General features: G+C 43.2%; 25 protein-coding genes. 21 read left to right on the forward strand and 4 right to left on the reverse strand.

Going from position 1 to position 25630, the window contains the following annotated elements; translation table 11 throughout:
* Positions 1–71 precede the first annotated feature (71 nt).
* The 4 genes from lysS (at position 72) to Vgang_RS02530 (ending at position 3937) form a co-directional block, all read left to right on the forward strand.
* The gene (gene lysS, locus Vgang_RS02515; RefSeq protein WP_105902324.1) at positions 72–1595 is read left to right on the forward strand and encodes a lysine--tRNA ligase; all 1524 of its coding nucleotides are present in this window, start codon (positions 72–74) and stop codon (positions 1593–1595) included.
* Positions 1596–1862: 267 nt separating this feature from the next.
* Positions 1863–3194 (forward strand): sigma-54 dependent transcriptional regulator, encoded by a 1332-nt coding sequence (locus Vgang_RS02520; RefSeq protein ID WP_105902178.1) that lies wholly within the window; start codon positions 1863–1865, stop codon positions 3192–3194.
* Between the two features lie 240 nt (positions 3195–3434).
* Positions 3435–3563: a hypothetical protein gene (locus tag Vgang_RS02525; RefSeq protein ID WP_264923481.1), complete on the forward strand. Its 129-nt coding sequence runs from the start codon at positions 3435–3437 to the stop codon at positions 3561–3563.
* Positions 3564–3685: 122 nt separating this feature from the next.
* Positions 3686–3937 carry a DUF1127 domain-containing protein gene (locus Vgang_RS02530; RefSeq protein WP_105902177.1) on the forward strand — a complete coding sequence of 84 codons (252 nt, stop codon included), beginning with the start codon at positions 3686–3688 and terminating at the stop codon, positions 3935–3937.
* 112 nt (positions 3938–4049) lie between these two features.
* Here the strand turns inward: Vgang_RS02530 and Vgang_RS02535 are convergent, their stop codons facing one another.
* Entirely contained in the window at positions 4050–5084 is a 1035-nt protein-coding gene (locus Vgang_RS02535) for an NADP(H)-dependent aldo-keto reductase (RefSeq protein WP_105902176.1), read from the reverse strand.
* A gap of 210 nt (positions 5085–5294) precedes the next feature.
* Between Vgang_RS02535 and Vgang_RS02540 the strand changes: the two genes are divergently transcribed.
* The gene (locus Vgang_RS02540) at positions 5295–5603 is read left to right on the forward strand and encodes a DUF6482 family protein (RefSeq protein ID WP_105902175.1); all 309 of its coding nucleotides are present in this window, start codon (positions 5295–5297) and stop codon (positions 5601–5603) included.
* A 32-nt stretch (positions 5604–5635) separates the two neighbouring features.
* On the opposite strand, the gene mutH is transcribed toward Vgang_RS02540, so the two are convergent.
* Entirely contained in the window at positions 5636–6307 is a 672-nt protein-coding gene (gene mutH / locus Vgang_RS02545) for a DNA mismatch repair endonuclease MutH (RefSeq protein WP_105902174.1), read from the reverse strand.
* Between the two features lie 640 nt (positions 6308–6947).
* Here mutH and rppH point away from each other — a divergent pair.
* From rppH to Vgang_RS02575, 6 genes are all read left to right on the forward strand, one after another.
* On the forward strand, positions 6948–7463 hold the full coding sequence (gene rppH / locus Vgang_RS02550; RefSeq protein WP_105902173.1) for an RNA pyrophosphohydrolase: 516 nt from the start codon (positions 6948–6950) through the stop codon (positions 7461–7463).
* A 61-nt stretch (positions 7464–7524) separates the two neighbouring features.
* Positions 7525–9774, forward strand: coding sequence for a phosphoenolpyruvate--protein phosphotransferase (gene ptsP, locus Vgang_RS02555; protein ID WP_105902172.1), 2250 nt, complete (start codon positions 7525–7527; stop codon positions 9772–9774).
* 419 nt (positions 9775–10193) lie between these two features.
* Entirely contained in the window at positions 10194–11045 is an 852-nt protein-coding gene (lgt, locus tag Vgang_RS02560; RefSeq protein WP_105902171.1) for a prolipoprotein diacylglyceryl transferase, read from the forward strand.
* Between the two features lie 3 nt (positions 11046–11048).
* Positions 11049–11900 carry a thymidylate synthase gene (locus Vgang_RS02565; protein ID WP_105902170.1) on the forward strand — a complete coding sequence of 284 codons (852 nt, stop codon included), beginning with the start codon at positions 11049–11051 and terminating at the stop codon, positions 11898–11900.
* A gap of 108 nt (positions 11901–12008) precedes the next feature.
* Entirely contained in the window at positions 12009–12902 is an 894-nt protein-coding gene (nhaR, locus tag Vgang_RS02570; protein WP_105902169.1) for a transcriptional activator NhaR, read from the forward strand.
* Positions 12903–12921: 19 nt separating this feature from the next.
* Positions 12922–13218, forward strand: coding sequence for an ArsR/SmtB family transcription factor (locus tag Vgang_RS02575; protein WP_105902168.1), 297 nt, complete (start codon positions 12922–12924; stop codon positions 13216–13218).
* An 84-nt stretch (positions 13219–13302) separates the two neighbouring features.
* Here Vgang_RS02575 and rpsT read toward each other — a convergent pair whose 3' ends face one another.
* Positions 13303–13563 (reverse strand): 30S ribosomal protein S20, encoded by a 261-nt coding sequence (rpsT, locus tag Vgang_RS02580; RefSeq protein ID WP_105902167.1) that lies wholly within the window; start codon positions 13561–13563, stop codon positions 13303–13305.
* Between the two features lie 293 nt (positions 13564–13856).
* On the opposite strand from rpsT, the gene murJ reads away from it, so the two are divergent.
* The 9 genes from murJ (at position 13857) to Vgang_RS02630 (ending at position 23046) form a co-directional block, all read left to right on the forward strand.
* Positions 13857–15413 carry a murein biosynthesis integral membrane protein MurJ gene (murJ, locus tag Vgang_RS02585; protein ID WP_105902166.1) on the forward strand — a complete coding sequence of 519 codons (1557 nt, stop codon included), beginning with the start codon at positions 13857–13859 and terminating at the stop codon, positions 15411–15413.
* An 86-nt stretch (positions 15414–15499) separates the two neighbouring features.
* A complete protein-coding gene (ribF, locus tag Vgang_RS02590; protein ID WP_105902165.1) occupies positions 15500–16483 on the forward strand; it encodes a bifunctional riboflavin kinase/FAD synthetase in 984 nt (327 codons plus the stop codon).
* Between the two features lie 61 nt (positions 16484–16544).
* Complete coding sequence (gene ileS / locus Vgang_RS02595) at positions 16545–19403, forward strand: isoleucine--tRNA ligase (RefSeq protein WP_105902164.1); 2859 nt, start codon at positions 16545–16547, stop codon at positions 19401–19403.
* A gap of 17 nt (positions 19404–19420) precedes the next feature.
* A complete protein-coding gene (lspA, locus tag Vgang_RS02600; protein WP_105902163.1) occupies positions 19421–19924 on the forward strand; it encodes a signal peptidase II in 504 nt (167 codons plus the stop codon).
* Positions 19925–20079: 155 nt separating this feature from the next.
* On the forward strand, positions 20080–20508 hold the full coding sequence (gene fkpB / locus Vgang_RS02605) for an FKBP-type peptidyl-prolyl cis-trans isomerase (RefSeq protein WP_105902162.1): 429 nt from the start codon (positions 20080–20082) through the stop codon (positions 20506–20508).
* 89 nt (positions 20509–20597) lie between these two features.
* Positions 20598–21542 carry a 4-hydroxy-3-methylbut-2-enyl diphosphate reductase gene (ispH, locus tag Vgang_RS02610; RefSeq protein ID WP_105902161.1) on the forward strand — a complete coding sequence of 315 codons (945 nt, stop codon included), beginning with the start codon at positions 20598–20600 and terminating at the stop codon, positions 21540–21542.
* A 336-nt stretch (positions 21543–21878) separates the two neighbouring features.
* On the forward strand, positions 21879–22349 hold the full coding sequence (locus tag Vgang_RS02615; RefSeq protein ID WP_105902160.1) for a GNAT family N-acetyltransferase: 471 nt from the start codon (positions 21879–21881) through the stop codon (positions 22347–22349).
* A gap of 149 nt (positions 22350–22498) precedes the next feature.
* Positions 22499–22756, forward strand: coding sequence for a type II toxin-antitoxin system Phd/YefM family antitoxin (locus Vgang_RS02625; RefSeq protein WP_105902158.1), 258 nt, complete (start codon positions 22499–22501; stop codon positions 22754–22756).
* Complete coding sequence (locus Vgang_RS02630) at positions 22744–23046, forward strand: type II toxin-antitoxin system RelE/ParE family toxin (protein WP_105902157.1); 303 nt, start codon at positions 22744–22746, stop codon at positions 23044–23046. Before Vgang_RS02625 ends, Vgang_RS02630 begins: the two co-directional genes overlap by 13 nt.
* 415 nt (positions 23047–23461) lie before the next feature.
* Here Vgang_RS02630 and Vgang_RS02635 read toward each other — a convergent pair whose 3' ends face one another.
* Positions 23462–24952 carry a carbon starvation CstA family protein gene (locus Vgang_RS02635; RefSeq protein WP_105902156.1) on the reverse strand — a complete coding sequence of 497 codons (1491 nt, stop codon included), beginning with the start codon at positions 24950–24952 and terminating at the stop codon, positions 23462–23464.
* Between the two features lie 299 nt (positions 24953–25251).
* On the opposite strand from Vgang_RS02635, the gene Vgang_RS02640 reads away from it, so the two are divergent.
* Positions 25252–25605 carry a DUF2799 domain-containing protein gene (locus Vgang_RS02640; RefSeq protein ID WP_105902323.1) on the forward strand — a complete coding sequence of 118 codons (354 nt, stop codon included), beginning with the start codon at positions 25252–25254 and terminating at the stop codon, positions 25603–25605.
* The last annotated feature ends 25 nt before the right edge of the window (positions 25606–25630 follow it).

Consider the following 25630-nt stretch of genomic DNA (forward strand, 5'->3'; position numbering starts at 1 on the left):
CCTCTTCTATCTCACTAGATAAGTCAAAACTAGAGAAAATAGAAGTAAACAAATATTGAAAAGGGCACATGATGACTGAATCAAACAGCCAAAACCAAATCGATGCAGTAGAAGAAAACAAATTGATCGCTGAGCGTCGTGCAAAACTCGATCATATCCGTCAAAGCTGTAAAGCAAACGGTCACCCAAATGATTTCCGTCGTGAACATTTAGCGGGCGATCTTCAAGCGGAATTCGGTGAAAAAACCAAAGAAGAGCTAGAAGAATTGAATCACATTGTCGCCATTGCTGGTCGTGTTATGGCGAAGCGTGGTCCATTCCTTGTAATCCAAGAAACGTCTGGCCGTATTCAAGCATACGCGGCAAAAGATGTACAAAAAGAGCTGAAAGAAAAATACCAAGGTTTAGACATCGGTGACATCATCGGTGTGAAAGGTGCGCTGCACAAATCAGGTAAAGGCGATCTTTACGTGAATATGGAAGAATACGAGTTGCTAACAAAAGCACTGCGCCCACTTCCAGAAAAATTCCACGGTCTAACAGACCAAGAAATGCGTTACCGTCAGCGTTATGTTGATCTCATCGTAAACGAAGATTCACGCACTGCATTCATCATTCGCTCTAAGCTTGTGATGGCGATTCGTAACTTCATGGCGAAAAAAGGCTTCCTAGAAGTTGAAACGCCAATGATGCACGTTATTCCTGGTGGTGCGACTGCTCGTCCATTCATCACGCACCACAATGCGCTTGATATCGACATGTACTTGCGTGTTGCGCCAGAGCTTTACTTGAAGCGTTTGGTTGTGGGTGGCTTTGATCGTGTATTCGAAGTAAACCGTAACTTCCGTAACGAAGGCTTGTCTCCACGTCATAACCCAGAATTCACAATGATGGAATTCTACATGGCGTATGCGGATTACAAAGATCTGATGGATCTGACGGAAGAGCTTCTAAGCACTGTAGCGGTGGAAGTACTTGGTAACACAGCAATGCCTTATGGTGATGAAATGGTTGAGTTCGGTGGCCAATATGCTCGCATGAGCATGTTGGATGCAATCAAGCACTACAACCCAGATCACGCAGAGATCCAAGCGCTAACAGAAGAAGGTGTTAAAGATCGCGATCTTATGGTGAAAATTGCCAAATCTGTTCACGTTGAAGTGGAAAGCTTCTGGACTTGTGGTCAGCTTCTTGAAGAGATCTTCGGTGAAACCGCTGAACCTAAGCTAATCCAACCCACTTTCATCACTGGCTACCCAGCAGATATTTCTCCGCTTGCTCGTCGTAGCGATGACAACCCATTCTTCACTGATCGCTTTGAATTCTTCATTGGTGGCCGTGAAGTCGCCAATGGTTTCTCTGAGCTTAATGATGCAGAAGACCAAGACGCGCGTTTTAAAGCACAAGTTGAAGCAAAAGATGCGGGTGATGATGAAGCGATGTTCTACGATGCAGACTACATCACTGCACTAGAGCACGGCCTACCGCCAACAGCCGGCCAGGGTATTGGTATCGACCGTCTAGCAATGTTATTTACCAACACGCATACTATTCGCGATGTGATCCTTTTCCCTGCGATGCGTCCACAGCAGTAATATCGAATATTCTCAAATGCTAAGCTCAATAGGCCTTAGCTATTCGTTCTTAAACCCACCATCTCATTGGTGGGTTTTTTATTTCAATGACTCGTAAACTTGCCTACAAGCATCTATTTTTATTTAATAAATACTATGTCTCAAATTTAAGAAAACCTTTCATAGCCTTCTCGATTTAGCTCTGTATGATAATTAATCAATTAAAACAGAGGATTAATTGAATTTTGGTCAATATTGACTAAACGTTGTAGGGCTGAGGAAACAACAATGACGCATCATTTTAAGATGGATTCGATACCAGGTTCTTTGCTGGTGATTGGCGGTCGGCATGAGAGTTGGTACGACATGATCAGTTTGACGGGATGGAAGATTGAGCGCTGTGCCGATCTGAGATTGAGCCAAACCATGATAGATCGCATTGGCCCTTGTATCGGTTTGGTTGATTTGACCAATGATGATTTTAGTCTGAGCGCCATTGCTTATCTAGCCAGTAACAACAAACATGTTCGATGGATGGCGTACATAAAAGACAATCAACTCAATCAAGATGCCATTTGTCAGTTTATCGTGAACTTCTGTATTGATTTTTTCACTGCTCCTATGCCGGAAAAGCTATTACTGAGCAGTATTGGTCATCAACTTGGCATGCTCAAATTAGAGAAACGAGTGTGGCCGGATAGTGTTACGGATAATCAACAAAGGCTAATCGGTGAATCTTTATCGGTGAAGCGCTTACGAGAGCAAATTAAGCGTATTGCCAGTACCGATGCCAGTGTGATCATTTCTGGTGAAAGAGGGGTAGGAAAAAGTTTAGTAGCTAAGTCTATTCACGATTTGTCCTCTCGTAGTAAAGGCCCGTTTGTCGTGGTCTGTGCTAGTGCGTTATCAGAAAAACGTTTTGAAAAAGAAGTGTTTGGGATTGAACGAGAATCCCATCAAGCTGAATTTCATACCAAGTTAGAAGCGGCCCATGAGGGGACTTTGTTAATCAAAGATATCACCGCATTGCCGAAAAGCCAGCAGCAACACTTACTTGATTTTATCACCCATCCGATTGTATCGACTCCGAATGGGGAAAAAGAAATCAATACTCGTTTGATTGTGACCGCTTATAATGATTTGGAACAAAGTGTCCGAGATGGTGAGTTTTTATCTGAATTGCTGTATCTGCTTAAAATACTCAAAGTGAACGTGTCGCCGCTCAAAGAAAGATGCAGTGATATTTCTAGCCTGGCGAATCATTATGTCCTGCATTTTAGTCGCGAGTATTCTACTCAAGCACGCAGTATTTCCCACCAAGCCTTGAAAATGCTAGCTCAATACCAGTGGCCCGGTAATGTGAGAGAGTTGGTTAACCAAATCAAGCGTGCAGTATTAATGTGTGACGGACAAGTGGTGGAACTTGAGCATTTTGACTTGCCTATTCAAAATCAACATTCACGCAGTTTGAAGGTGATCAGAGAAAACTCTGAACGTGATGCTTTGATACAAGCGTTGGATGCTAATGATGGCCAAGTGATTCTTGCCGCTAAAGAATTACGCATCTCTCGAGCAACGATGTATCGCTTATTGAGTAAGCACCAATTAATCACAGAATAATCTGTCTGAACGGACGATGAGTTGCTTATATTTTCAGCAATAAGCTCTGGCTTTGTAGGTTATCAAAGGTTAAATATTTGTTTTAAAAATGTTGCGCAAATAACCATTGATAAACGAGATGGGTTGGTTATTATTTAAGCGTAACTCGGGTGAATAGACCCCAATGTTACTAAATATCAATGTTACTAAATATTAAAGTTACGAAATATCAATTGGATTAATTAGTTAGCGAGGAGGCACATGATGAAACGTTTAAACTCAACCATGTTTACCTGTGCTCAAGTCGTTAATCATCTACGTCATGACTCCGCCCATCGTGCGCCCAGCATTATGGCTGTCAGCATGTTCGCAGATAAACGAGATAACTAATTACTCCGTAACCTTATGGCTGCGGAAAAGTGCAGCCATAAGAATTTTAGTCTTACCTCTTTTTGCGCTGCAATTTTCCCAAGTTAAGCAATAACAAGCTAAGCAATAATTTGGAGAAAACCATGCGTCATTCAATTTACATTCAACTAGCCACCTTATTAGTCAAAGCGGATCTCAAACGAGAAGAGCGTATTTGGCTGAGAAAAGTACGCCGAGCTCAATATGAAATTCCTTGGCACAGTGAACACCTACTACGTGATATTGGCTTAGATGCCACCGGCCGCCCACTTGGTGAAAGTGTCGCAACACCGGCTAAAGCGGAACGTCGCGTGACATTAATGCGTCGGATATTACAAGCTCGACTGAGCCCATAACCTTAAACCAATCACACTCATTTGGAGGCTTTAATGAGTGTGGTTGGTTCGATGGATCGCTGGTGGCTACCAGCGATTCATTTTTATAAGGAATGTACTTTCTAAGTGGGAGTTAAGGGCAAGGATTGGAGAACGTTGCGCCAACTTGGTATAAATCTTTCATTAATTCATCCGACAACTGAACATCAATACTATCGATATTGGCTTTAAGCTGTTCCATTGAGGTAGCACCTATGATGGTTGAAGCCACAAATGGACGTTGATTAACAAAAGCGAGCGCCATTTGTACTGGATCTATATCATGTTTTTTCGCCACATCAATATAAGCCTGAGTAGCAGCTTGTCCTTGCGGTGTAAAATAACGTACAAAGCGTTCAAATAAGGTACATCTTGCGCCATCTGGTCGAGCACCATTGAGATATTTCCCGCTTAGCGTGCCAAATGCCAATGGTGAGTAGGCAAGTAATTCGATACCTTCATGATGGCTGATTTCAGATAAACCGACTTCAAAACTACGATTCAATAAACTGTAAGGGTTCTGAATAGAAACGATCCTTGGCAGATCATGTTTTTCCGCAAGGCGCAGTAATGTCATCACTCCCCAAGGTGTTTCATTGGATACACCGATATAACGGGTTTTTCCGGCTTTAACGAGTTCGGCTAATGCCTCAAGGGTTTCAATTAATGTGACTTCTTGCTGCTCATCAGGGTAAGGGTAATTTAGTTGACCAAAGCAGTTGGTCGTACGTTGTGGCCAGTGGATCTGATAGAGATCAACATAATCGGTTTTTAAACGCTGCAAACTTGCATCCATCGCAAGGTGAATATTACGGCGCTCTAAATTCATATTGTCACGAATATTAGATAATCGAGCGGGACCAGCGACTTTGGTCGCGAGCACGATCTTCTCTCTTTTCCCCGATTTTTCTAGCCAGTTACCGATATAAGCCTCGGTTAATCCTTGAGTTTCAGGCTTGGGAGGAACAGGGTACATCTCGGCGGTATCAATAAAGTTTACGCCTCTTTCCAAAGCATAATCTAATTGGCTGAATGCTTCTGACTCGGTATTTTGCTCGCCATACGTCATGGTACCTAAAGCGATCTTACTCACTTCTAAGGTGGAATGTGGAAGCTTGTGATATTTCATTGCACATCCTTGGCTTAAATGTCATTTAAAGTGATTTTCAATATATAGGAAAATGGCATGAGTATGAAGACAGTCGTAATATGATCTAGACTGAACAGTACGAAGTAAATCATTTGTTTATATAGATCTTAGTTTATTTAGATCTCAGCTTACTTAGATCTCGGCTTACATAGATCTTAGGTTAGCTACCTTTTTGGCGCAGGAGGTATGATGCAAAAGCAACAATTGGATCTTTGGTTACAAGCCAGTCAAAAAGACCATTCAGAGCGACCAAAAGTGTTTGTGGTGAGTTGTGCTGATCTCTCTCAATATTCATTAGCTGTTGAATATAAGCATAAATTAGAACCTATTAAGGTCAATGATCAACTTGCGTATTTTAATTCGATCGAATCAGTGAAAGACGAGTTAAAAAAATTGGGTTTGAATAGCGCTTATTTACGTTTGCACAATGCTTATGATGAATTTGGCTCTGAAGGAATGGAGTTGTTTCAAGATATAGAGCTGCATTTGGCGTCCTAGTTTTGCTTTAAGTTTCAAGTACAGCTAAGCGTTTATCTTTGCATTAGATGCTGCTTTAGGATCTCGGCGGTAAACTGAGTGCGCAAATAAAATCCTCGAGGCAATGTTTGTACCGGTTGCCCATCAAAGCGGTAGGCTTCCGTCACTACTTTGCTGTTGGCCGCTTTAGGCCGAAGTTGCATCACTGCGCCATGTTTGGCGGTAATTTGCTCAACCTTGCCCAGCACGATGAATTCCATCAACTCTTCCCAGTCTTGCTTTAACTGTTGCTCTTCATTCTTGCTTGGTGACCAAAGTAAAGGGCGACCCACACGTCTTTCTGCTAGAGGGATCTCGCGCTCACCTTCAACAGGGATCCAAAGTACTCTGGATAATTTGTGCCGCACATGGCTATTTTCCCAGGTTAAGCCCTGAACTCCGGTCAGTGGCGCGACAGAAACAAAGGTGGTTTCCAGTGGTTTCCCACTAAATCCGATGGGGATCGTTTTGAGCTCGATACCGAGATGTTCGAAGTCTGGCTGAGCTTTACTGCCTGATTCGGCCCCTAAGTGCCATTCTAATAGTTGCCCAACCCAGCCTTTTTCTCGCTTTAGATTTTCAGGTACAGCAATGTTGGCCATCTCAGCTAAAGATCGAAAGGAGCGTCCTACTATACTTTGTGCTCGCAGCATCAGTTCTTGTTCTGTTTTTGGTGGAAGAGGCATAGTTTTGGATCTCATTAATAGATAGGCATGACTTGGTTATATTACTAGGGTCTGTTAACCCTAGCTATATTACATTATTTCGTGTTGATCTTGTCCTAGTGAGAACAGAAAGAGGTAAATGATAAGTTATCCACAGTATTTGCTGGCTTTTATTCAATTCAGTAAGATTGCGATCATTTTATTCACATTGCGCATAATTTAATAAGAAGAATGTTGTGATTTTAAGCAGGTTTTGCCTAGCTTGTGTGGATAATACCAATCGTGGTGGATCTTTGACCGATCTGCGATTAGAAAAGATCCTAAAGATCCTGTAATTGATTGAATTATGATCTTATTGTTCTATCTTTATGTTTTAAAAAGGTTTAGTTGTGTTTTAGTTTGAAATATCAACAGTTTCTATTGGTGGGGAAATAACCGCTTTATTGCATTTCTCACTTTCTTCACACATTTATTCACAGAAATAGTGAATAAATAGCCCATTTTTGCGTTGTTGGTGTTAATAACTCAGTTTTTAAACTATTTTTATTATAAAAGTGAGTGCTAGGTAATAAAAAACGCCAGATTGTGCACTTGAAATTTGCCCCTTTTGTGGATATGTGAAAAAATCACTGGTAACAGAGATTTATATTAGAGGTTAGCCGTGATAGATGGCGATGGTTACCGCTTAAATGTGGGGATTGTAATTTGTAACAACCATGGTCAGGTATTCTGGGCAAAACGATACGGGCAGCACTCTTGGCAGTTTCCACAAGGTGGCATTGATGATGGTGAAACGCCAGAACAAGCGCTCTTTCGTGAGTTATATGAAGAAGTAGGGCTCACAAAACATGATGTGAAGATCATCGGTGTCAGTCGACATTGGTTAAAATACAAATTACCAAAGCGATTGGTTCGGTGGGACTCTAAGCCTGTGTGTATTGGCCAAAAACAGAAATGGTTTTTGCTACGTTTAGATTGTGATGAGTCAAAGATCAATATGAACCGTGGTCGAACCCCTGAATTTGATGGTTGGCGTTGGGTAAGTTTTTGGTACCCCGTCAGACAAGTCGTTTCTTTTAAAAGAGATGTGTACCGACGCGCAATGAAAGAATTTGCGTCGCTTGCAATGCCTTTTAGGGAACCGAAAATAAAAGGTAAGAAAAAAATGCGTCGATGACGCCTTGATTGTGGTTGAGCTTGTCATTCACCCACAGCCAAAGGTAAAAAAGGTGGAGTGAATGCTGATTCAACTGAGGGACATTGTTGAGCAAGTCTCTAAAGCAGAAGATTTACGTCAGGCTTTAGATATATTGGTTAAGGATACTTGTAAAGCGATGCAAACTGAGTGTTGCACCGTGTATCTGGCTAATAATGATAAACATCGTTTAGAGTTAATGGCGACGCAAGGCCTGAAGTTTTCTGGTCAGACTATTCATATCCCTTTTACTGAGGGTTTAGTTGGCTTAGTACGACGAAGTGCTGAGCCTCTTAACCTTGCTCATGCGCAGAAGCATCCTAACTTTAAATATTTTCCCGAGCTTGGCGAAAATGTTTACCAATCTTTTTTAGGTACGCCCATCATTCACCGACGTCAGGTGCTTGGTGTTTTGGTTATCCAACAACGATCTCCGCGGTCTTTTAGTGAAGTCGAAGAATCTTTTTTAGTCACGTTAGCAGCACAATTAGCAGTGATCTTAGCGCACTCGAAAGCGCAAGGTCAGTGGCAATTTAATGATAGTCGGCTTCATTCTTATAAAGGTATCGCCGCATCATCTGGGATCGCGATTGGTCAAATTTGGTGGGACGATACGCATCCTGATTTATCTCAAATTGCTCCAGCATCTTGTTTGGATCCCAATAAAGAGCAAGAGTGGCTGGCTTTGGCTATTGAAAGTGCTATTGCCGATTTTCGTCGTATGCGTAAACGCTTTGATAGTGAGCTTAACAAAGACACGTTGGCGATTTTCGAGTTGTTTATTCACCTGTTGCACGATCCTATGCTGCGCGCTGATCTCAATAAGCAGATCGAAAAAGGTGACCGAGCGGATTGGGCATTAAGACAAGTCGTTGAGCTTTACTCGGAACGTTTTGCCAAAATGAGCGATGCGTATCTGCGTGAACGTGCCAACGACATTAAAGAGCTTGGCCAGCGTTTATTGTATTTTTTGCATAACAGCGAAGCTCGAGCCCCCTCGTTTAAAGAGCCGGTTATTTTAGTGGTCAGAGAATTAACGGCTTCAATTTTAGCGGCAATCCCTAAAGATAAATTATTAGCGGTCATTTCTATGGAAGGTGCGGCCAACTCTCATGCTGCAATTCTATCGAGGGCGCTTGGTATTCCAGCTGTCATGGGGGCGCAATTAAAACCAGAATCCATCTCGGGTAAGTTTGGTATTGTTGATGGCTACAGTGGTGATATTTTTGTTGAGCCTGCGGCCCAGTTATTAAATGAATATCGATCTCTTGCGACAGAAGAAGAAGAACTGTCTGATTTGGTGGCGCAAGAATTATCACAACCTGCGGCGACCAAAGATGGCCAACGTGTTGAGCTGATGCTGAATGCGGGGTTAAGTGCCGATACCAATATTGCGGTTAACCAAGGTGTGGATGGGGTCGGGTTATATCGTACAGAAATTTCTTTCTTGCTCCATAATCGCTTTCCATCGGAAGAAGAGCAGACCCTGCAATACAAAACGATTCTGACTACTTACCCTGAAAAACGAGTCGTGATGCGTACGCTTGATATCGGAGGGGATAAAGCTCTGCCTTATTTCCCAATCGAAGAAGATAACCCGTTCTTAGGCTGGCGTGGTATTCGTTTCACCCTAGACCACCCTGATATTTTCTTAATTCAATTACGTGCTATGCTCAAAGCGAGTTCAGGTCTGGGTAATCTCAACATCATGCTACCTATGGTGTCCGGCTGTCAGGAAATTGATGAATCTTTAGATTTGATTGAGCGTGCGTACACGGAAGTATCCAAACTAGACCCGAAAGTGCAACGTCCTCAAATTGGCATCATGCTTGAAGTGCCTTCGATGTTGTATTTGCTGCCATTAGTCGCGGATAAAGTTGATTTTGTCTCGGTCGGTACTAATGACTTAACTCAATACTTGTTGGCTGTTGACCGTAATAATTCAAGAGTCTCTGATGTGTATGAACACGTTCACCCATCCGTGGTGATGGCATTAAAGTACATTCATGACATGTGTCAGCAGTTTAACCTTCCAGTCTGTATTTGTGGGGAATTGGCGGGCGACCCTATCGGAGCATTATTATTGGTCGGCATGGGCTACCGCTCTCTTAGTATGAACACCTCAAACGTCGCTAGAATCAAATATATATTGCGAAAATCAGATTCAAATGAACTGCAACAGTTGCTCAATAAAGCGCTCACACAAGCTTATGGTAATGATATCTACAATCTAGTCTTTCAATATTTGGAAGATAAAGGCTTAGCCGGTTTCATTCGTGCCGGTAAAAAATAGCGCCGATACTTTTTTATCATGCATCTGACTAGGGTTTACATTATACCCAAGTGATCTCAAAATGCAGAATTCAGAGCTATCATCCAAGTCTTTAAACAAGGAAGATTTATGCGGAATGTGAACACCTTTCAAGTAAATCTGACACTGTATAAAGGCTTGGATGAAGCTCCCGAAGGGCAAGTTAAAACAAGCTTTATGCTGCGTTAAATTAAATAGATATAGAATTACTATGATCATATTTAACTTGCCTTGCCTAAAACTTGTTTTAATCTTGCTGAAACTCGCATCTTGAGGTTACTTGGGTATATGATACTCCTCATTTAGTGAACCCTTTTTTAAATTTGATAGCACTAATAGCGCTGTTAATGGTCTGAGGTTATTCACAATTTTTATTTTTAACGTTAAGCAGAGAGACGGTTATGAGTCAGGGATTTTTTGTTTTCCCACAAATTGATCCAGTCATCTTTTCCATTGGCCCAATTGGGGTTCGTTGGTATGGGCTGATGTATTTACTTGGGTTTGCATTTGCAATGTATGTGGCGAATCGACGGGCAGACAAACCTGGTAGCGGCTGGACTCGAGAACAAGTCTCGGATTTGCTTTTTGCCGGTTTTCTCGGGGTGGTATTAGGTGGCCGTATTGGCTATGTCTTGTTTTACGGCTTTGATTACTGGATGGAAGATCCCCTGTATATCTTTAAGGTCTGGACCGGAGGCATGTCGTTCCACGGTGGTTTACTCGGGGTGATCACTGCAATGTGGTGGTATGGCCGTAAACATAATCGTACCTTCTTTAGTATCGCTGATTTTATTGCGCCCCTTGTGCCATTTGGGCTAGGGGCTGGCCGTATTGGTAACTTTATCAACGGTGAATTGTGGGGACGAGTAACGGATGTGCCTTGGGCAATTATCTTCCCTAATGGCGGCCCTTACCCTCGCCATCCATCCCAACTGTATGAATTCTTATTAGAAGGTGTGGTTTTATTCCTGATCTTAAATTGGTTTATTCGTAAGCCAAGACCCGCTGGTGCCGTGTCTGGATTATTCTTAATTGGTTATGGGTTATTCCGTTTCTGTGTTGAGTTTGTGCGTGAGCCGGACGCCCAACTTGGCTTATTCGATAACTTTATATCTATGGGACAAATCCTGTCTACGCCGATGATTATCATTGGTGCGTTAATTATGATTTGGTCTTATAAAACACAGCAACCGACTTCTCAGGCGACGGGCAAAGAGAGTGGTAAAGCAAAGAAAGCAGTAAAAGGGAAATAAGCCGTGAAACAGTATTTAGAACTTTGTCAGCGCATCATCGATGAAGGCCAATGGGTTGAAAATGAACGTACCGGTAAGCGTTGTTTAACCATCATCAACGCGGATTTAACCTACGATGTTGGCAACAATCAATTCCCTCTTGTTACCACTCGTAAGAGTTTTTGGAAAGCCGCGGTCGCTGAATTATTAGGTTATATCCGTGGCTACGATAACGCGGAAGATTTTCGCAAATTGGGCACTAAAACCTGGGATGCGAATGCCAACTTAAATGAAGCTTGGCTCAATAATCCTTACCGTAAAGGCGAAGATGACATGGGGCGTGTCTATGGTGTTCAGGGGCGTTCTTGGGCAAAACCAGATGGTGGCCATGTCGATCAATTGCGTAAAATTGTGGATGATTTAACCCGTGGTGTGGATGACCGTGGTGAGATCTTAAACTTCTACAACCCAGGTGAATTTCACATGGGCTGCTTGCGTCCTTGTATGTACAGTCATCACTTTTCATTGCTTGGTGACATGCTGTATTTAAACAGTACCCAGCGCTCTTGTGATGTGCCTTTAGGTCTGAATTTTAATATGGTGCAAGTGTACGTATTTTTAGCGATCATGGCGCAAATTACCGGCAAAAAAGCTGGTGTTGCCTATCATAAAATCGTTAATGGTCATATTTATGAAGACCAATTAGCACCGATGCGAGATATCCAATTAAAGCGTGAGCCATTTCCTGCTCCTAAATTTCATATCAACCCTAAGATCAAGACATTAGAAGATTTAGAAACTTGGGTCACCTTAGATGATTTTGAAGTGACGGATTATCAATGTCACGAGGCAATTAAATACCCGTTCTCGGTTTAATTGAGCAAGGTTGAAATAGCCTCTATTTGCGATGGTAAATAGAGGCTTTTTTATAGCTCGAAAAAACCTTATCATACCTGCAATAAATGCTATTTTTTTCGAGGATATATGTCTCACCTGAATTATAACCATCTGTATTATTTTTGGATGGTATGTAAACAAGGTTCAGTAGCCAAAGCCGCAGACGCCTTGTTTCTGACACCACAGACGGTGACAGGGCAAATTAAAGCCTTTGAAGAACGTATGAATGGCAAACTTCTCAAGCGTAGTGGTCGCAGTGTTGAGCCGACGGAACTCGGCCAACTGGTATTCAGATACGCTGACAAGATGTTTGGTCTCAGTTATGAAATGCTGGACATTGTTAACTATTCTCAACAAGAGAATGTGTTATTTGATGTTGGGGTAGCGGATGCACTTTCAAAACGTTTAGTGAGTAAAATCTTGCTGAATACCGTGCCGGAAGATAACAGTATTCACTTACGTTGTTTTGAGTCGACCCATGAATTATTGCTAGAGCAATTATCACAGCATAAGTTGGATATGATTTTATCCGATTGCCCGGTAGATTCGAGTCAAAGCCCTGGGTTATTCAGTAAAAAACTCGGTGAATGTAAAATGAGTTTTTACTCTTCTCAAGTCATTACGGGCGATCTCCAGAGTATATTGAGAGAGAAAAAGCTGCTGATTCCAGGACGTCGTACCGCGATGGGACGTAATGTGATGCATTGGTTTGAACGTTTAGGTATCACGCCTAATATTTTAGGGGAATTTGATGATGCCGCATTAATGAAAGTGTTTGCCCGCTATCATAATGATGCGATTTTCCTTGCTCCTAACTTATATTTAGCCGAAGTAGAAGATGAATTTCCATTGCATTTAATTGCTGAAGTCGAAGATTTAAAAGAAGAGTATTACGTGATATTTGCAGAAAGAATGATACAGCATCCATCGGTGAAAAATGTCTGTGATGCGGATTTCAGTGGGTTGTTTAAGAGTGAATAAGTTGAAGAGAGGCTAAAATATGAATTTAAAACAAATGGAAAACAACCTTTCTCAAGCGGTTATTTTGTTAAAGGCGATGGCGAATGAGAATCGTCTGCAAATTTTATGTATTTTGCATGAGAATGAATTGTCGGTTGGGCAGTTGTGCGAAAAATTACCATTGAGTCAGTCTGCATTGTCACAACATTTGGCTTGGCTACGTCGAGATGGGTTAGTCAGTACGCGTAAACAATCGCAAACTGTGTACTACTCATTGCAAAGTGATGAAGTGAAAGTCTTAATCGAACAGTTGCATCATTTGTATTGTAAAAAATAATCTCTTCGAGACACGAGACACGACAAATTTAAGATATAAAAAAACCGGCCTGAGCCGGTTTTTTAGCAATTAAGCAATTTAAAATTAAAGAGCTTTGATCGCTGCAGCAAAACGAGACTTATGACGTGCAGCTTTATTCTTATGAATAAGGCCTTTAGTCGCCATGCGGTCTAGTAGTGGTGTTGCTTCAGCTAGTGCAGCTGTTGCAGCTTCTTTATCGCCAGCAGCAATTGCAGCGACAGTTTTTTTCATGTAAGTGCGCATCATAGAACGACGGCTAGCGTTGTGCTGGCGACGTTTCTCAGCTTGGATAGCGCGCTTCTTAGCAGATTTACTGTTTGCCAAGGGTCTAACTCCCAAAAAACTTTAGTTCGGTGACAATTTAAGGGCGAGGACTATGCCTTTTTCCCAAATAAAAGTCAACAGATTTGTGCAAAAACCAATCTTTACCAAACAAATTTTGGTGAAGTATGGCTATCGCGGTTAAGATGGCGGGGATTCTATCAGCATTTGCATACCAATGCTAATAATTATCTCATTGCAAAGTCACTTAAACTGGTTATTTCCTTTTGACTACTTGGAAATGACTGGCTTGCAAGGCTTGTGGTCATTTTGGTCTATTTTTTATTGAGGCACTCGTGAGTCGAAAACTACTGAGGTCGGGGCTGATCGTCAGCTCTATGACATTTGTTTCTAGGGTATTAGGTTTAGTGCGTGATGTGGTTGTTGCCAACCTAATGGGTGCTGGTGCCGCTGCGGATGTGTTCTTTTTTGCTAATCGAATTCCGAACTTTTTACGTCGATTGTTTGCGGAAGGGGCATTTTCACAAGCCTTTGTACCGGTTCTGACGGAATATCACGCATCAGGTGATATGGATAAAACCCGACAATTGATCGCTAAAGCTTCGGGGACCTTAGGCGTATTGGTCACCTTGGTCACTTTATTTGGTGTGCTAGGGTCGGGCATTGTAACGGCCATTTTCGGTGCGGGCTGGTTTATGGACTGGCTGAATGATGGACCGCATGCAGATAAATTTATCTTGGCGAGTTTCTTATTAAAAATCACTTTCCCGTATCTATGGTTTATTACTTTTGTGGCGTTATCGGGGGCAATCCTCAATACGCTCGGTAAGTTTGCGGTTTCTTCTTTTACACCGGTGTTTTTAAATATCATGATGATCTTGGCAGCTTTGTATATTTCGCCAAGATTGGAACAACCAGAAGTTGGTCTTGCTATCGGGGTATTTTTAGGCGGGCTAGCGCAATTCTTATTTCAGATCCCTTTCTTATATAAGCAAGGCATGATCGTTCGCCCGCAATGGGGATGGAATGATCCTGGTGTGAAAAAGATCCGCACTTTGATGATTCCGGCTATGTTTGGTGTGTCAGTTAGTCAAATTAACTTGCTGTTTGACTCTGCCGTGGCGAGTTTCTTAGCCACTGGTTCCATCAGTTATCTTTATTATTCTGATCGTCTGCTCGAGTTTCCATTAGGGTTATTTGGCATCGCCATCGCGACGGTGATTTTACCTGCTTTATCTCGTAAACATGTTGACGCAGAAAGTCACGGCTTTTCCAAAACCATGGACTGGGGCGTACGTATGGTATTGCTGCTTGGCGTTCCTGCTATGTGTGGCTTGATTGTGTTAGCGAAACCTATGCTAATGGTGCTGTTTATGCGCGGTGAATTTTCACCAAGTGATGTGCAAAATGCTTCTTTGTCTTTATGGGCTTATGCCACTGGCTTATTGAATTTCATGCTGATTAAAGTGCTTGCACCTGGTTATTATTCGCGCCAAGACACCAAAACGCCGGTTCGATACGGCATCATCGCCATGTTAACCAACATTGTTTTTAACGCGATTTTTGCTTACTTCTTTGGCTATATTGGCTTAGCGTTAGCCACCTCGTTATCCGCATTGGTGAACATGACATTGTTGTACCGAGGTTTGCATATTGCCAATGTGTATCGCTTATCTAAAGAAACTATCTTGTTTGCGCTGAAAGTTGCCCTTGCTGGTGGTCTAATGGTTGCAGCGGTAGATTGGCAAATGGCCGATTTTGATGTGTGGTTAAGTTGGTCGACATCTTACCGTGCTATGTGGCTCGTTGGGCTTATTGCACTGGGCGCTGCGGTATACCTAGTTTCAGCTTTGATACTTGGTGTGCGCATGAAGCATTTAAAAGCGGAGTAGAGCGGCTCAGTGCTCGCATATTCAAGGCATAACGTATATAATTCGCCGGTTTAACGCTTGGCAAAAATTTGGTATTGAAAGAACCCATGGAATTAATCCGAGGCATTCATAACATTAAGCCGCACCATCAAGGGTGTGTACTGAGTATTGGTAACTTTGACGGTGTCCATTTAGGCCATCAGCAAGTGTTGAATCAACTGCGAGAGCAGGCCAATAGCTTAGGTCTGCCAGCGGTCGTGATGACGTTTGAGCCTCAGCCAATGGAATTCTTTGCCAAACAAGCGGCGCCGGCACGTTTAACGCGTTTAAGAGATAAGTTTGTTCAGCTAGAAAAATGTCAAATTGAGCGATTATTATGTGTTAATTTTAATCGTGAGTTTGCCAGCCAAAGCCCAGAAGATTTTATCTATGAATTATTGGTTAAGCGCTTAGGCGTGAAGTTCTTGGTGGTGGGAGATGATTTTTGCTTTGGTAAAGATCGTAAAGGCAGTTTTGCTGACCTAGAAAACGCAGCGAAAAAATACGATTTTCAGGTCGTAAGCACTCAGAGTTTCTGTATGCCAGCCAGCGTTGCCCAGCAAGACTCTCAAGCCATTCGTGTCAGCAGTACCGCTATTCGCCAAGCCCTAGCCAGTGATGACTTGGCTTCTGCGGCGACCATGTTAGGTCGAGATTACAGCATTAACGGTCGAGTTTCTCATGGCCGAAAACTTGGTCGAACGATAGGGTTTCCTACCGCCAATATTCCTTTGAAGCGTAATGTATCGCCGGTTTCAGGTGTTTATGTTGTGAAAGTAAAAGGCGCGAAGGCAGGGCAAATCGTTGGTGGGGTGGCGAATATCGGTAATCGCCCAACCGTGAATGGTATCCGCCAGCAACTTGAAGTACATTTATTCGACTTCAAACAGAATTTATATGGCAAACAACTCGAAGTGGTGTTGCTGCATAAGATTCGTGATGAACAAAAATTTGATTCATTCGAATTGTTAAAACAACAAATAGAATTAGATGCACAAGTAGCAAGGGTGTGGTTACTTGAGCACAATATGTTTACAGAGATGCTCGACTAACCGACTATCACTGCGAAATTTTTTAATCAATGTCGCCCAAATGTAACGGAATTAAGAATCGATGACTGACTATAAAGATACTCTGAATCTACCTGAAACAGGGTTTCCAATGCGCGGAAATCTGGCTAATCGTGAGCCAGAAATGCTTAAGCGTTGGTACAAAGAAGATCTTTACAGCGCAATCCGTGCTGCAAAGAAAGGTAAAAAATCCTTCGTATTACACGATGGCCCTCCTTATGCCAACGGTGATATTCATATTGGTCACGCTCTAAACAAGATTCTTAAAGATATTATTATTAAGTCAAAGACCCTTTCTGGCTTTGATGCGCCGTATGTACCTGGTTGGGACTGCCACGGTCTTCCAATTGAGTTAATGGTTGAGAAGAAAAAAGGCAAGCCAGGACAAAAAATTTCGGCGGCAGAATTCCGTGAAGAATGTCGTAAATACGCGGCGGGCCAAGTTGAAGGCCAAAAAGAAAGCTTTAAGCGTTTGGGCATCATGGGCGAGTGGGATAAACCTTATCGCACTATGGATTTCCATACCGAAGCGAACATTATCCGTGCACTCGGTAAAATTGCTGATCAAGGTCACCTACTGAAAGGTTTCAAACCGGTTCACTGGTGTACGGACTGTGGTTCAGCGTTGGCTGAAGCGGAAGTCGAATACAAAGATAAAGTATCGCCTTCTATCGACGTACGTTTTAAAGCGGCAGATGAAGCGGCTGTGGTTGCCAAGTTTGATTGCAAAGACGGCCATCAAGGTGAAGGTGATGTGTCTATTGTGATTTGGACAACCACACCTTGGACTCTACCTGCAAACCGCGCGGTATGTTTACGCGACGATCTTGAATATGTACTTATCCAAGTAGAAGCGCATGGTGAGCACAAAGCAGAACGTATCATCGTTGCTTCTGAGTTAGCGAAATCAGTGATGGATCGCGCAGGCATTGAGCATTTCCACAACCTAGGTTTTGCAACCGGTAAAGATTTAGAGCTTGCTCGCTTTAACCACCCATTCTACGCATTTGATGTGCCAGCGATTCTTGGCGATCACGTCACGACAGATTCAGGTACGGGTGTGGTTCACACTGCGCCTGGCCATGGTCAAGAAGACTTCGTGGTGGGTAAACAATACGATCTTGAAGTGGCAAACCCTGTTGGTTCAAACGGTGTTTACTTACCAGATACTGAGCTATTTGCTGGTCAACACGTATTTAAAGCCAACGATTCAGTGCTTGAAGTATTGAAAGAAAAAGGTGCGTTGTTGCATCACCATGCTTACGATCATAGCTATCCACACTGCTGGCGTCACAAGACTCCAATCATCTTCCGTGCGACGCCACAATGGTTTGTCTCTATGGATCAAGCGGGTCTGCGTGCCAAAGCATTGGGTGAAATCAAAAACGTTCAGTGGATGCCTGAATGGGGTCAAAGCCGTATTGAAGGCATGATCGAAGGTCGCCCTGAATGGTGTATCTCACGTCAACGTACTTGGGGCGTGCCAATCGCATTATTCGTGCACAAAGAAACCGCTGAATTGCACCCGAATTCGCCAGAGCTAATTGAAAAAGTCGCTAAATTGGTGGAAGAGAAGGGCATTCAAGCTTGGTGGGATGTCGATGCCGCTGAATTGATGGGCGAAGACGATGCTGCTAACTACGAAAAAGTACTCGATACCTTAGACGTATGGTTTGACTCAGGTGTAACTCACTACGCTGTGGTTGATAACCGTGATGAGTTCAATGGTCACAGCGCGGATCTTTACCTTGAAGGTTCGGATCAACACCGCGGTTGGTTCCAGTCTTCATTGATCACATCGATCGCAATGAAAGATAAAGCACCGTACAAGCAAGTATTAACGCACGGTTTCGTGGTGGATGGTAATGGCCGTAAGATGTCGAAATCTATCGGTAACGTGGTAGCACCAAAAGATGTCACCAACAAATTAGGTGCTGACATTCTGCGTCTGTGGGTGGCTTCAACTGACTACACAGGTGAAGTTGCGGTTTCTGATGAGATCCTAAAACGCAGCGCGGACGCTTATCGCCGTATTCGTAACACCGCACGTTTCTTCCTAGCCAACTTAAACGGTTTCAACCCGGCAACCGATATGGTCGCACCAGAAGATATGGTGGCGCTGGATCGTTGGGCAGTGGCTCGTGCACAAGCGGCGCAAACTGAAATCGTAAAAGCGTACGAAGAGTACAACACTCACGGCGTAACTCAGCGTTTAATGCAGTTCTGTTCAATTGAAATGGGCTCATTCTATCTAGACGTGATCAAAGACCGTCAGTACACCGCGAAACGTGGCGGACACGCACAACGTAGCTGTCAAACTGCGCTGTACTACATTGTTGAAGCGCTAGTACGTTGGATGGCACCAATCATGTCATTTACCGCGGATGAGATTTGGAATGAAATGCCTGCCAAACTACCAAACGGTGAAGCGCGTGATAAATTCGTGTTTACTGGTGAGTGGTTCGATGGTCTATTTGGCTTATCGGAAGGCGAAGAGCTAAACAATGCATTCTGGACTCAAATCCAGACAGTACGTGCTTCAGTCAACAAATTGCTAGAAGCGGCGCGTAATGACAAAACCATCGGTGGTTCATTGCAAGCTGAAGTGACTTTATATGCGGATGATGCTCTAGCGGCGACCATCAACAAGCTGGAAGATGAACTGCGTTTCGTACTTCTGACTTCAAAAGCACAAGTGAAGCCATTAAGCGAGAAACCAGCGACGGCAAAAGAAACCGAAGTGGAAGGTTTATTTGTCGAGGTGACAGCGTCTGAAGCAGAGAAGTGTGACCGTTGTTGGCACCATGTGGCAGATGTAGGCACTATCTCTGGTCACGAAACTATCTGTGGTCGCTGCGTGTCAAACGTAGACGGCGACGGTGAAGTTCGCCAATTCGCATAAGGATAAGTTTACTTATTATGAGTAACCTTTTAAAACAAACAGGTCTCCGCTGGCTTTGGCTGGCGGTGGTCGTGTTCTGCTTCGATATCGGCATTAAGCTCGTCGTGATGAACAACATGGGATACGGTTGGGCGAATCGTATTGAAGTGTTGCCATTCTTCAACTTACTGTACGTGCATAACCTAGGTGCAGCGTTCAGTTTCTTGAGCGATCAAGAAGGCTGGCAGCGTTGGTTCTTCACTGGCATTGCGTTTGTGGTCAGTGGTATGTTGATGTTCTGGATGCGCAAATTGCCGGCAACGGAACGTTGGAATAACGTTGCTTATGCCTTAGTTATCGGCGGTGCGCTTGGTAATGTGTTTGACCGTCTAGTGCATGGTTTTGTGGTCGATTACTTGGACTTCTTCTGGGGAAATTACCACTGGCCTGCGTTCAATCTTGCGGACTCGGCAATTTGTGTTGGTGCCGTGATGATTGTGATTGATGGCTTCCGTTCGAAAAAAGAGCAACCAGAGCGCTAATTCGCTACTCAAGCCTCAGTTTATAAGCGCCGTTGGTTTTTCCAGCGGCGCTTTTTTATATAATCTTCTCGAAACTCGAAACTCGAAACTCGAAACTCGAAACTCGAAACTCGAAACTCGAAACTCGAAACTCGAAACTAAAATAAGGACGTTTTGTGTCAGTAATTACAGAAAATAGTGCGGTGACTTTACACTTTACCATTAAGTTAAAAGATGGCTCGGTAGCCGATAGCACGCATAATATAGGTAAGCCCGCCAAGTTTTCTATGGGCGATGGTAGCTTAAGCCCGAACTTTGAACAATGCTTAGTAGGTTTACAAGCGGGTGAAAGTAAAGCGATCGAATTGGAAGCCAAAGACGCGTTTGGTATGCCGAACCCGGACTTTATTCAATACATGGATAAATCGCGTTTTAGTGGTCAGGAATTAGAAATTGGCACCATCATGGCATTTTCAGGCCCAGACGGTAGCGAAATTCCTGGGATCATCTCTGAAATATCGGGCGAATCGGTGAAAGTTGATTTCAATCATCCACTTGCTGGACAAGCGGTGATCTTTGATGTGGAAATTTTAACGGTAGAGTAACACTAGAGGTTGCCACTTAAAGTGTTATCGGTAGAATAACCGCCATTCGTGACGTTCTATTTGACCGATATAAAGAGATGACTCAGAACATGAAAATTTTGTTAGCCAACCCTCGTGGTTTTTGCGCCGGTGTCGATCGTGCGATCAGCATTGTTGAACGTGCATTAGAAATGTATCAACCGCCGATCTATGTTCGACATGAAGTGGTGCATAACCGTTTTGTGGTGGAAGGCTTAAAGCAACGTGGTGCGGTATTCGTGGAAGAGTTATCCGAAGTGCCTGATGACAACATCGTTATCTTCTCAGCTCATGGTGTGTCACAAGCGGTGCGTCAAGAAGCGAAAGAACGTCAATTAACCGTCTTCGATGCAACGTGCCCATTGGTGACCAAAGTTCATATGGAAGTGGCTCGTGCCAGCCGTAAACATATGGAAGTGGTTCTGATTGGTCATGCAGGTCACCCTGAAGTGGAAGGCACCATGGGGCAGTACACTAGCGAAAAAGGTGGGATGTACTTGGTTGAGCGCCCAGAAGATGTCGCAAACTTGGTCGTCAAAGATCCAACCCATCTTCACTATGTCAGCCAAACGACCTTATCGGTGGATGAAACGTCCGATGTGATTGATGAATTACGCCGAGTGTTCCCTCAAATCCAAGGGCCACGCAAAGATGATATTTGCTACGCCACCCAAAACCGTCAAGATGCCGTACGCATTCTCGCCGGTAGTGTTGATGTTATGGTCGTCGTCGGTTCGAAAAACTCGTCTAACTCAACACGCCTAAAAGAGTTGGCTGAAAAGTTAGGCACACCGGGTTACCTGACTGATTGCCCAGAAGACATCAATCCGGTTTGGTTTGAAGGTAAAACCAAAGTAGGCGTAACGGCAGGCGCTTCTGCACCGGAAGAGCTAGTGAATCAAATCATTGATCGCATTAAAGAGCTGGGCGGCAGTGATGTGGAAGAAGTGCTTGGCCGTGAAGAAAACATGTTCTTTGAAGTGCCAAAAGAGCTGCAAATAAAGAATGTGGAGTAGCGGGGCTCGGTAAAGACGTTACTCGTCGCTCGGAAAAGATGCTCCGAGACAAATTTAAACAAGGTCGCTAGATGAAAATCTAGCGACCTTTTTGTTTTTAAGATTATTGTATTTTGAAACATTGTCATCCTGAATAGTGAGGAACGAACGTAGCTCAGGATTTCCTGCAGTCTGTGCGGCTTTGATTCCAGCTTACTCAAACTAATCAAAGAAATATCCATAATCATACATGGGGTTAGAATCTACTTGATGTACAGTAAGAAAACTAAACAGGTAAAGTATTGTCAGGAAGGCGGAACTTTGTCGTCTAATAAACGTTAGCAAGCAGGAGAAATAATGAGCATCAATATTAGAAAAGCAACGAAAAAAGATGCTGAAACAATAAGCCAATTGATCGTATTTTTAACGAAGAAGTATGTTTGTCCAACTTGTGACGAATCAGTGCATGAAACATTACTCAATTCTATGTCGCCAGAAAGCGTAGAAAAATATTTGTCGGAAAATCATTACTATGTGGTTGCAACTACTCCGAGTGGTGAAATTGTTGGTGTTGCAGGCATTCGTGACAATGTGCATTTGTATCACCTATTTGTCAGTGACAACTATCAAGGGAAAGGCTTATCACGAAAGCTTTGGGAATCCGTCAAAAAAGTTGCATTGGATAACGGAAATAATGGGCATTTTACTGTGAATTCAGCAATTAACGCTGAAAGTGTTTATCTAAAGTTTGGGTTCAAGCGAATTGACGGCGTCAGACATAGAGCCGGAATGGTTGATATTCCGATGGTCTTAGAAACAGCTTGCTAACAATCTGTTTAAGAGTGATTCAGCACGCGTTGCATTTCTACTATGAATTGGTTTTAGTGATTAAGGCGGTATGCGGTAGCCCTCATGGAGCTTGCTATACTCAAAGTGATAGAATAGTATCACTTTAGTCTTCCTTTGGAGCTGCTCTCATGAAAGTAGAACTCGTTACATCACTTAAACGTCAAGCAACTAAGATCCTCGCAGATCTCCACGACACGAAAGAACCAGTATTAATTACTGAGCATGGTAAGCCATCTGCGTATTTAGTTGATGTTGATGATTACGAGTTTATGCAAAATCGTTTGGTTATTTTGGAGGGGATTGCGCGAGGTGAGCGAGCACTAACTGAAGGTAAAGTGGTAAGTCATGATGAAGCCAAGAACAAAATGTCAAAATGGCTGAAATAATCTGGACTGAGCCGGCTCTATCTGACCTCAATGATATCGCCGAATACATAGCACTTGAAAATGTCATGGCGGCAAAGCAGTTAGTACAAACGATATTCTCTAAAGTTGAACGCCTAGAAACTTTCCCTGAATCCGGTCGCATTCCTCCAGAGTTAGAACATTTAAGTTATCGTGAAGTTGTCGTTAATCCATGTCGTGTTTTTTATAAACAGGACAGTGACAAAGTCTATATTTTGTTTGTTATGCGCGCTGAGAGAGATTTGCGCAAGTTCCTATTGAGTAAGCAATAATCTATGGGAATGAGCTGCATACAAACGAATATGGTGTCAATCACTCTAACTCATTCATTGTCCAAAAATGGGTTGGGTTCTTTACCCAGTAATAATCTGAGTTTTGACTATTCTAAAACTTGTCATTTTTGAAATGAGGAACGAATTATCCGGAATCTCTCACACCAATAAAATTTACGTGAAAGCGAGATCCCGCATCTTCTTCGCCTAGGCTCATGTGCGGGATGACAAGGTTGGAGCGGCTCATTTCTGTCTAAAAACGAGTTACGAGATTAAACCCAATCAACCAAAACCCCTAATCCCAACAGCTTTACCCCATCCTTTAGACACAAAAAAACCGATAGTCTCTCAACTATCGGTTTTATCTTTTTGAGAAGCAACGCGCCCTAGTCACGAGCTTCCGATTAACGCTGCCTTACACTGTCTCCGGCTTCGCGTTTAACTTCTCTTCTTCCGCTTCATCTAAAGCTGGGTCACCTTTACCTTTTGATACTTTAATCACGTAACCTGTGATGATAAGCATCGCAACGAAACCGATGATGGTTGATAGTTGCATTGGTAAACCAAAGCCTAGCGTGCTGCTGTTTAAAATGAAGGTAATACATACCGTGGTCATAAACATGGCTGGAATGGTGGTAATCCAGTGCAGTTTGTTGAAACGCAGTAGGTAAGCCGATGCTGTCCACAACATCATTACCGCCGTCATTTGGTTAGCAAAACCGAAGTAGCGCCAAATGATACCGAAGTCGACTTGAGTCAGAATGCCACCAAGAACAAACAGAGGAAGTGCCATAAGTAGACGGCTTTTCAGTGTTTTTTGTTCCATGTTGAAGTATTCAGCTAAGATCAAACGGCTTGAGCGGAATGCGGTATCGCCTGACGTGATTGGTAGAATAACCACACCTAGGAAAGCAATCACACCGCCGAATACGCCAAGTAGGCCAAATGATGCAGAGTACACCACGTTACCTGGGCCGCCGTGTTTTACCGCTTCGCCAAGCGCATCCATTGAACCGAAGAAAGAAAGCGCAATCGCACACCAGATTAATGCAATGACACCTTCGCCGATCATCGCGCCAAAGAACACGAAACGGCCGTTCTTCTCATTTTCCAAACAACGTGCCATCAAAGGAGATTGGGTGGCGTGGAAACCTGAAATCGCACCACAAGCAATGGTAATGAACAGCGCAGGCCATAGTGGTAGATCGTGTGGGTTCATGTTGGTGAACATGTCGCTGAATTGGTAGCCGGCTAAAATAGCTTTATCACTAGACAATGCGACAGCACTGATAAGGCCAACCGACATGAAAATCAATAAGAAACCAAATAATGGGTAGAAGCGGCCAATGATTTTATCAATAGGTACAATCGTTGCCAGAATGTAGTAAGCAAAGATGATCGCTACCATGGTGCCCATAGAAACGGTCATGCTGGTTTGTTCATTCATTAGGTTGGTGATCATGCCCGCTGGAGCAGAAACGAATACCACACCCACAAGCAGTAATAACACAATCGCGAACACGTTCATGAAGTGCTTCGCGCCTTTACCTAGGTAGCGGCCAGTAATGCTAGGAACAGAAGCCCCACCGTTACGAATCGATAGCATGCCAGAGAAGTAATCGTGTACCGCACCAGCAAAGATACAACCTAATACAATCCAAAGCATGGCAGCTGGGCCATAAAGGGCACCCATGATAGGACCGAAAATTGGGCCAACACCGGCAATGTTTAACAGCTGAACCAGGTAGACTTTTTTGTTCGACATCGGCACGTAATCCACGCCGTCTTGCTTAGAGTAAGCTGGGGTAGTGCGGTTTTCTTTGATGCCGAAAACTTTTTCAACGAAAGCTCCGTAGATAAAGTAGCCAGCGATTAACGCCGCCACACAAAAAAGGAACATCATCATAATTATTGTCCTGTTATCAAATAGGGTTTAGAGATACGGGATGCATTTTAAGTCGGCTCAAATTAACAAGCAGTTAACCTTTCGGTGAGTGGTCGCATAATCAATTGAGCGGTTGTAGATGACATTGAGTGGTTTTATTTGTGCTTAAGTGGCGTATTTCTGATTTGCTTTAAATGTGACCTGTGTAATAGTTGGAGGCGTTAACTATATTATTCATAAGTAAAAATCGTAAAGATCTGAGCGGTATGCTCTAAGAGTGAAGGGATGTATCTATGAAAATGCGAAAACCAATGGCATCGATGAAAGTGTTATTCAGTTTGTTCACATTAGCGTTACTTGCGGCGTGTGCGAATACGGCGGAAGACTATGCTAAAGCCGGTGACTGGGAAGCGGTCGGTTACTCAGATGGTGTTCGAGGAAAATCTCACCGTAACGCAGGGGATTTTAAAGATTACAGCAACGTGAATATTAATGATTACGCTCAAGGTTATTTAAAAGGCGTGGAAGAGTACTGTAACCCCAATCATGCTTATCAAATTGGTTTAAGCGGAAACTACTATGAAGGTGTATGTGAAGGCACACCAGATGCACAGAAGTTTCGTATGGAATGGCAGCGTGGTTGGAATGACAGCAAGCTAGGTGCTTCGCAGTAATCCACAGTTTTTATTTATTAATGAG

The organism is Vibrio gangliei, from assembly GCF_026001925.1.
GTDB classification, from domain to species: domain Bacteria; phylum Pseudomonadota; class Gammaproteobacteria; order Enterobacterales; family Vibrionaceae; genus Vibrio; species Vibrio gangliei.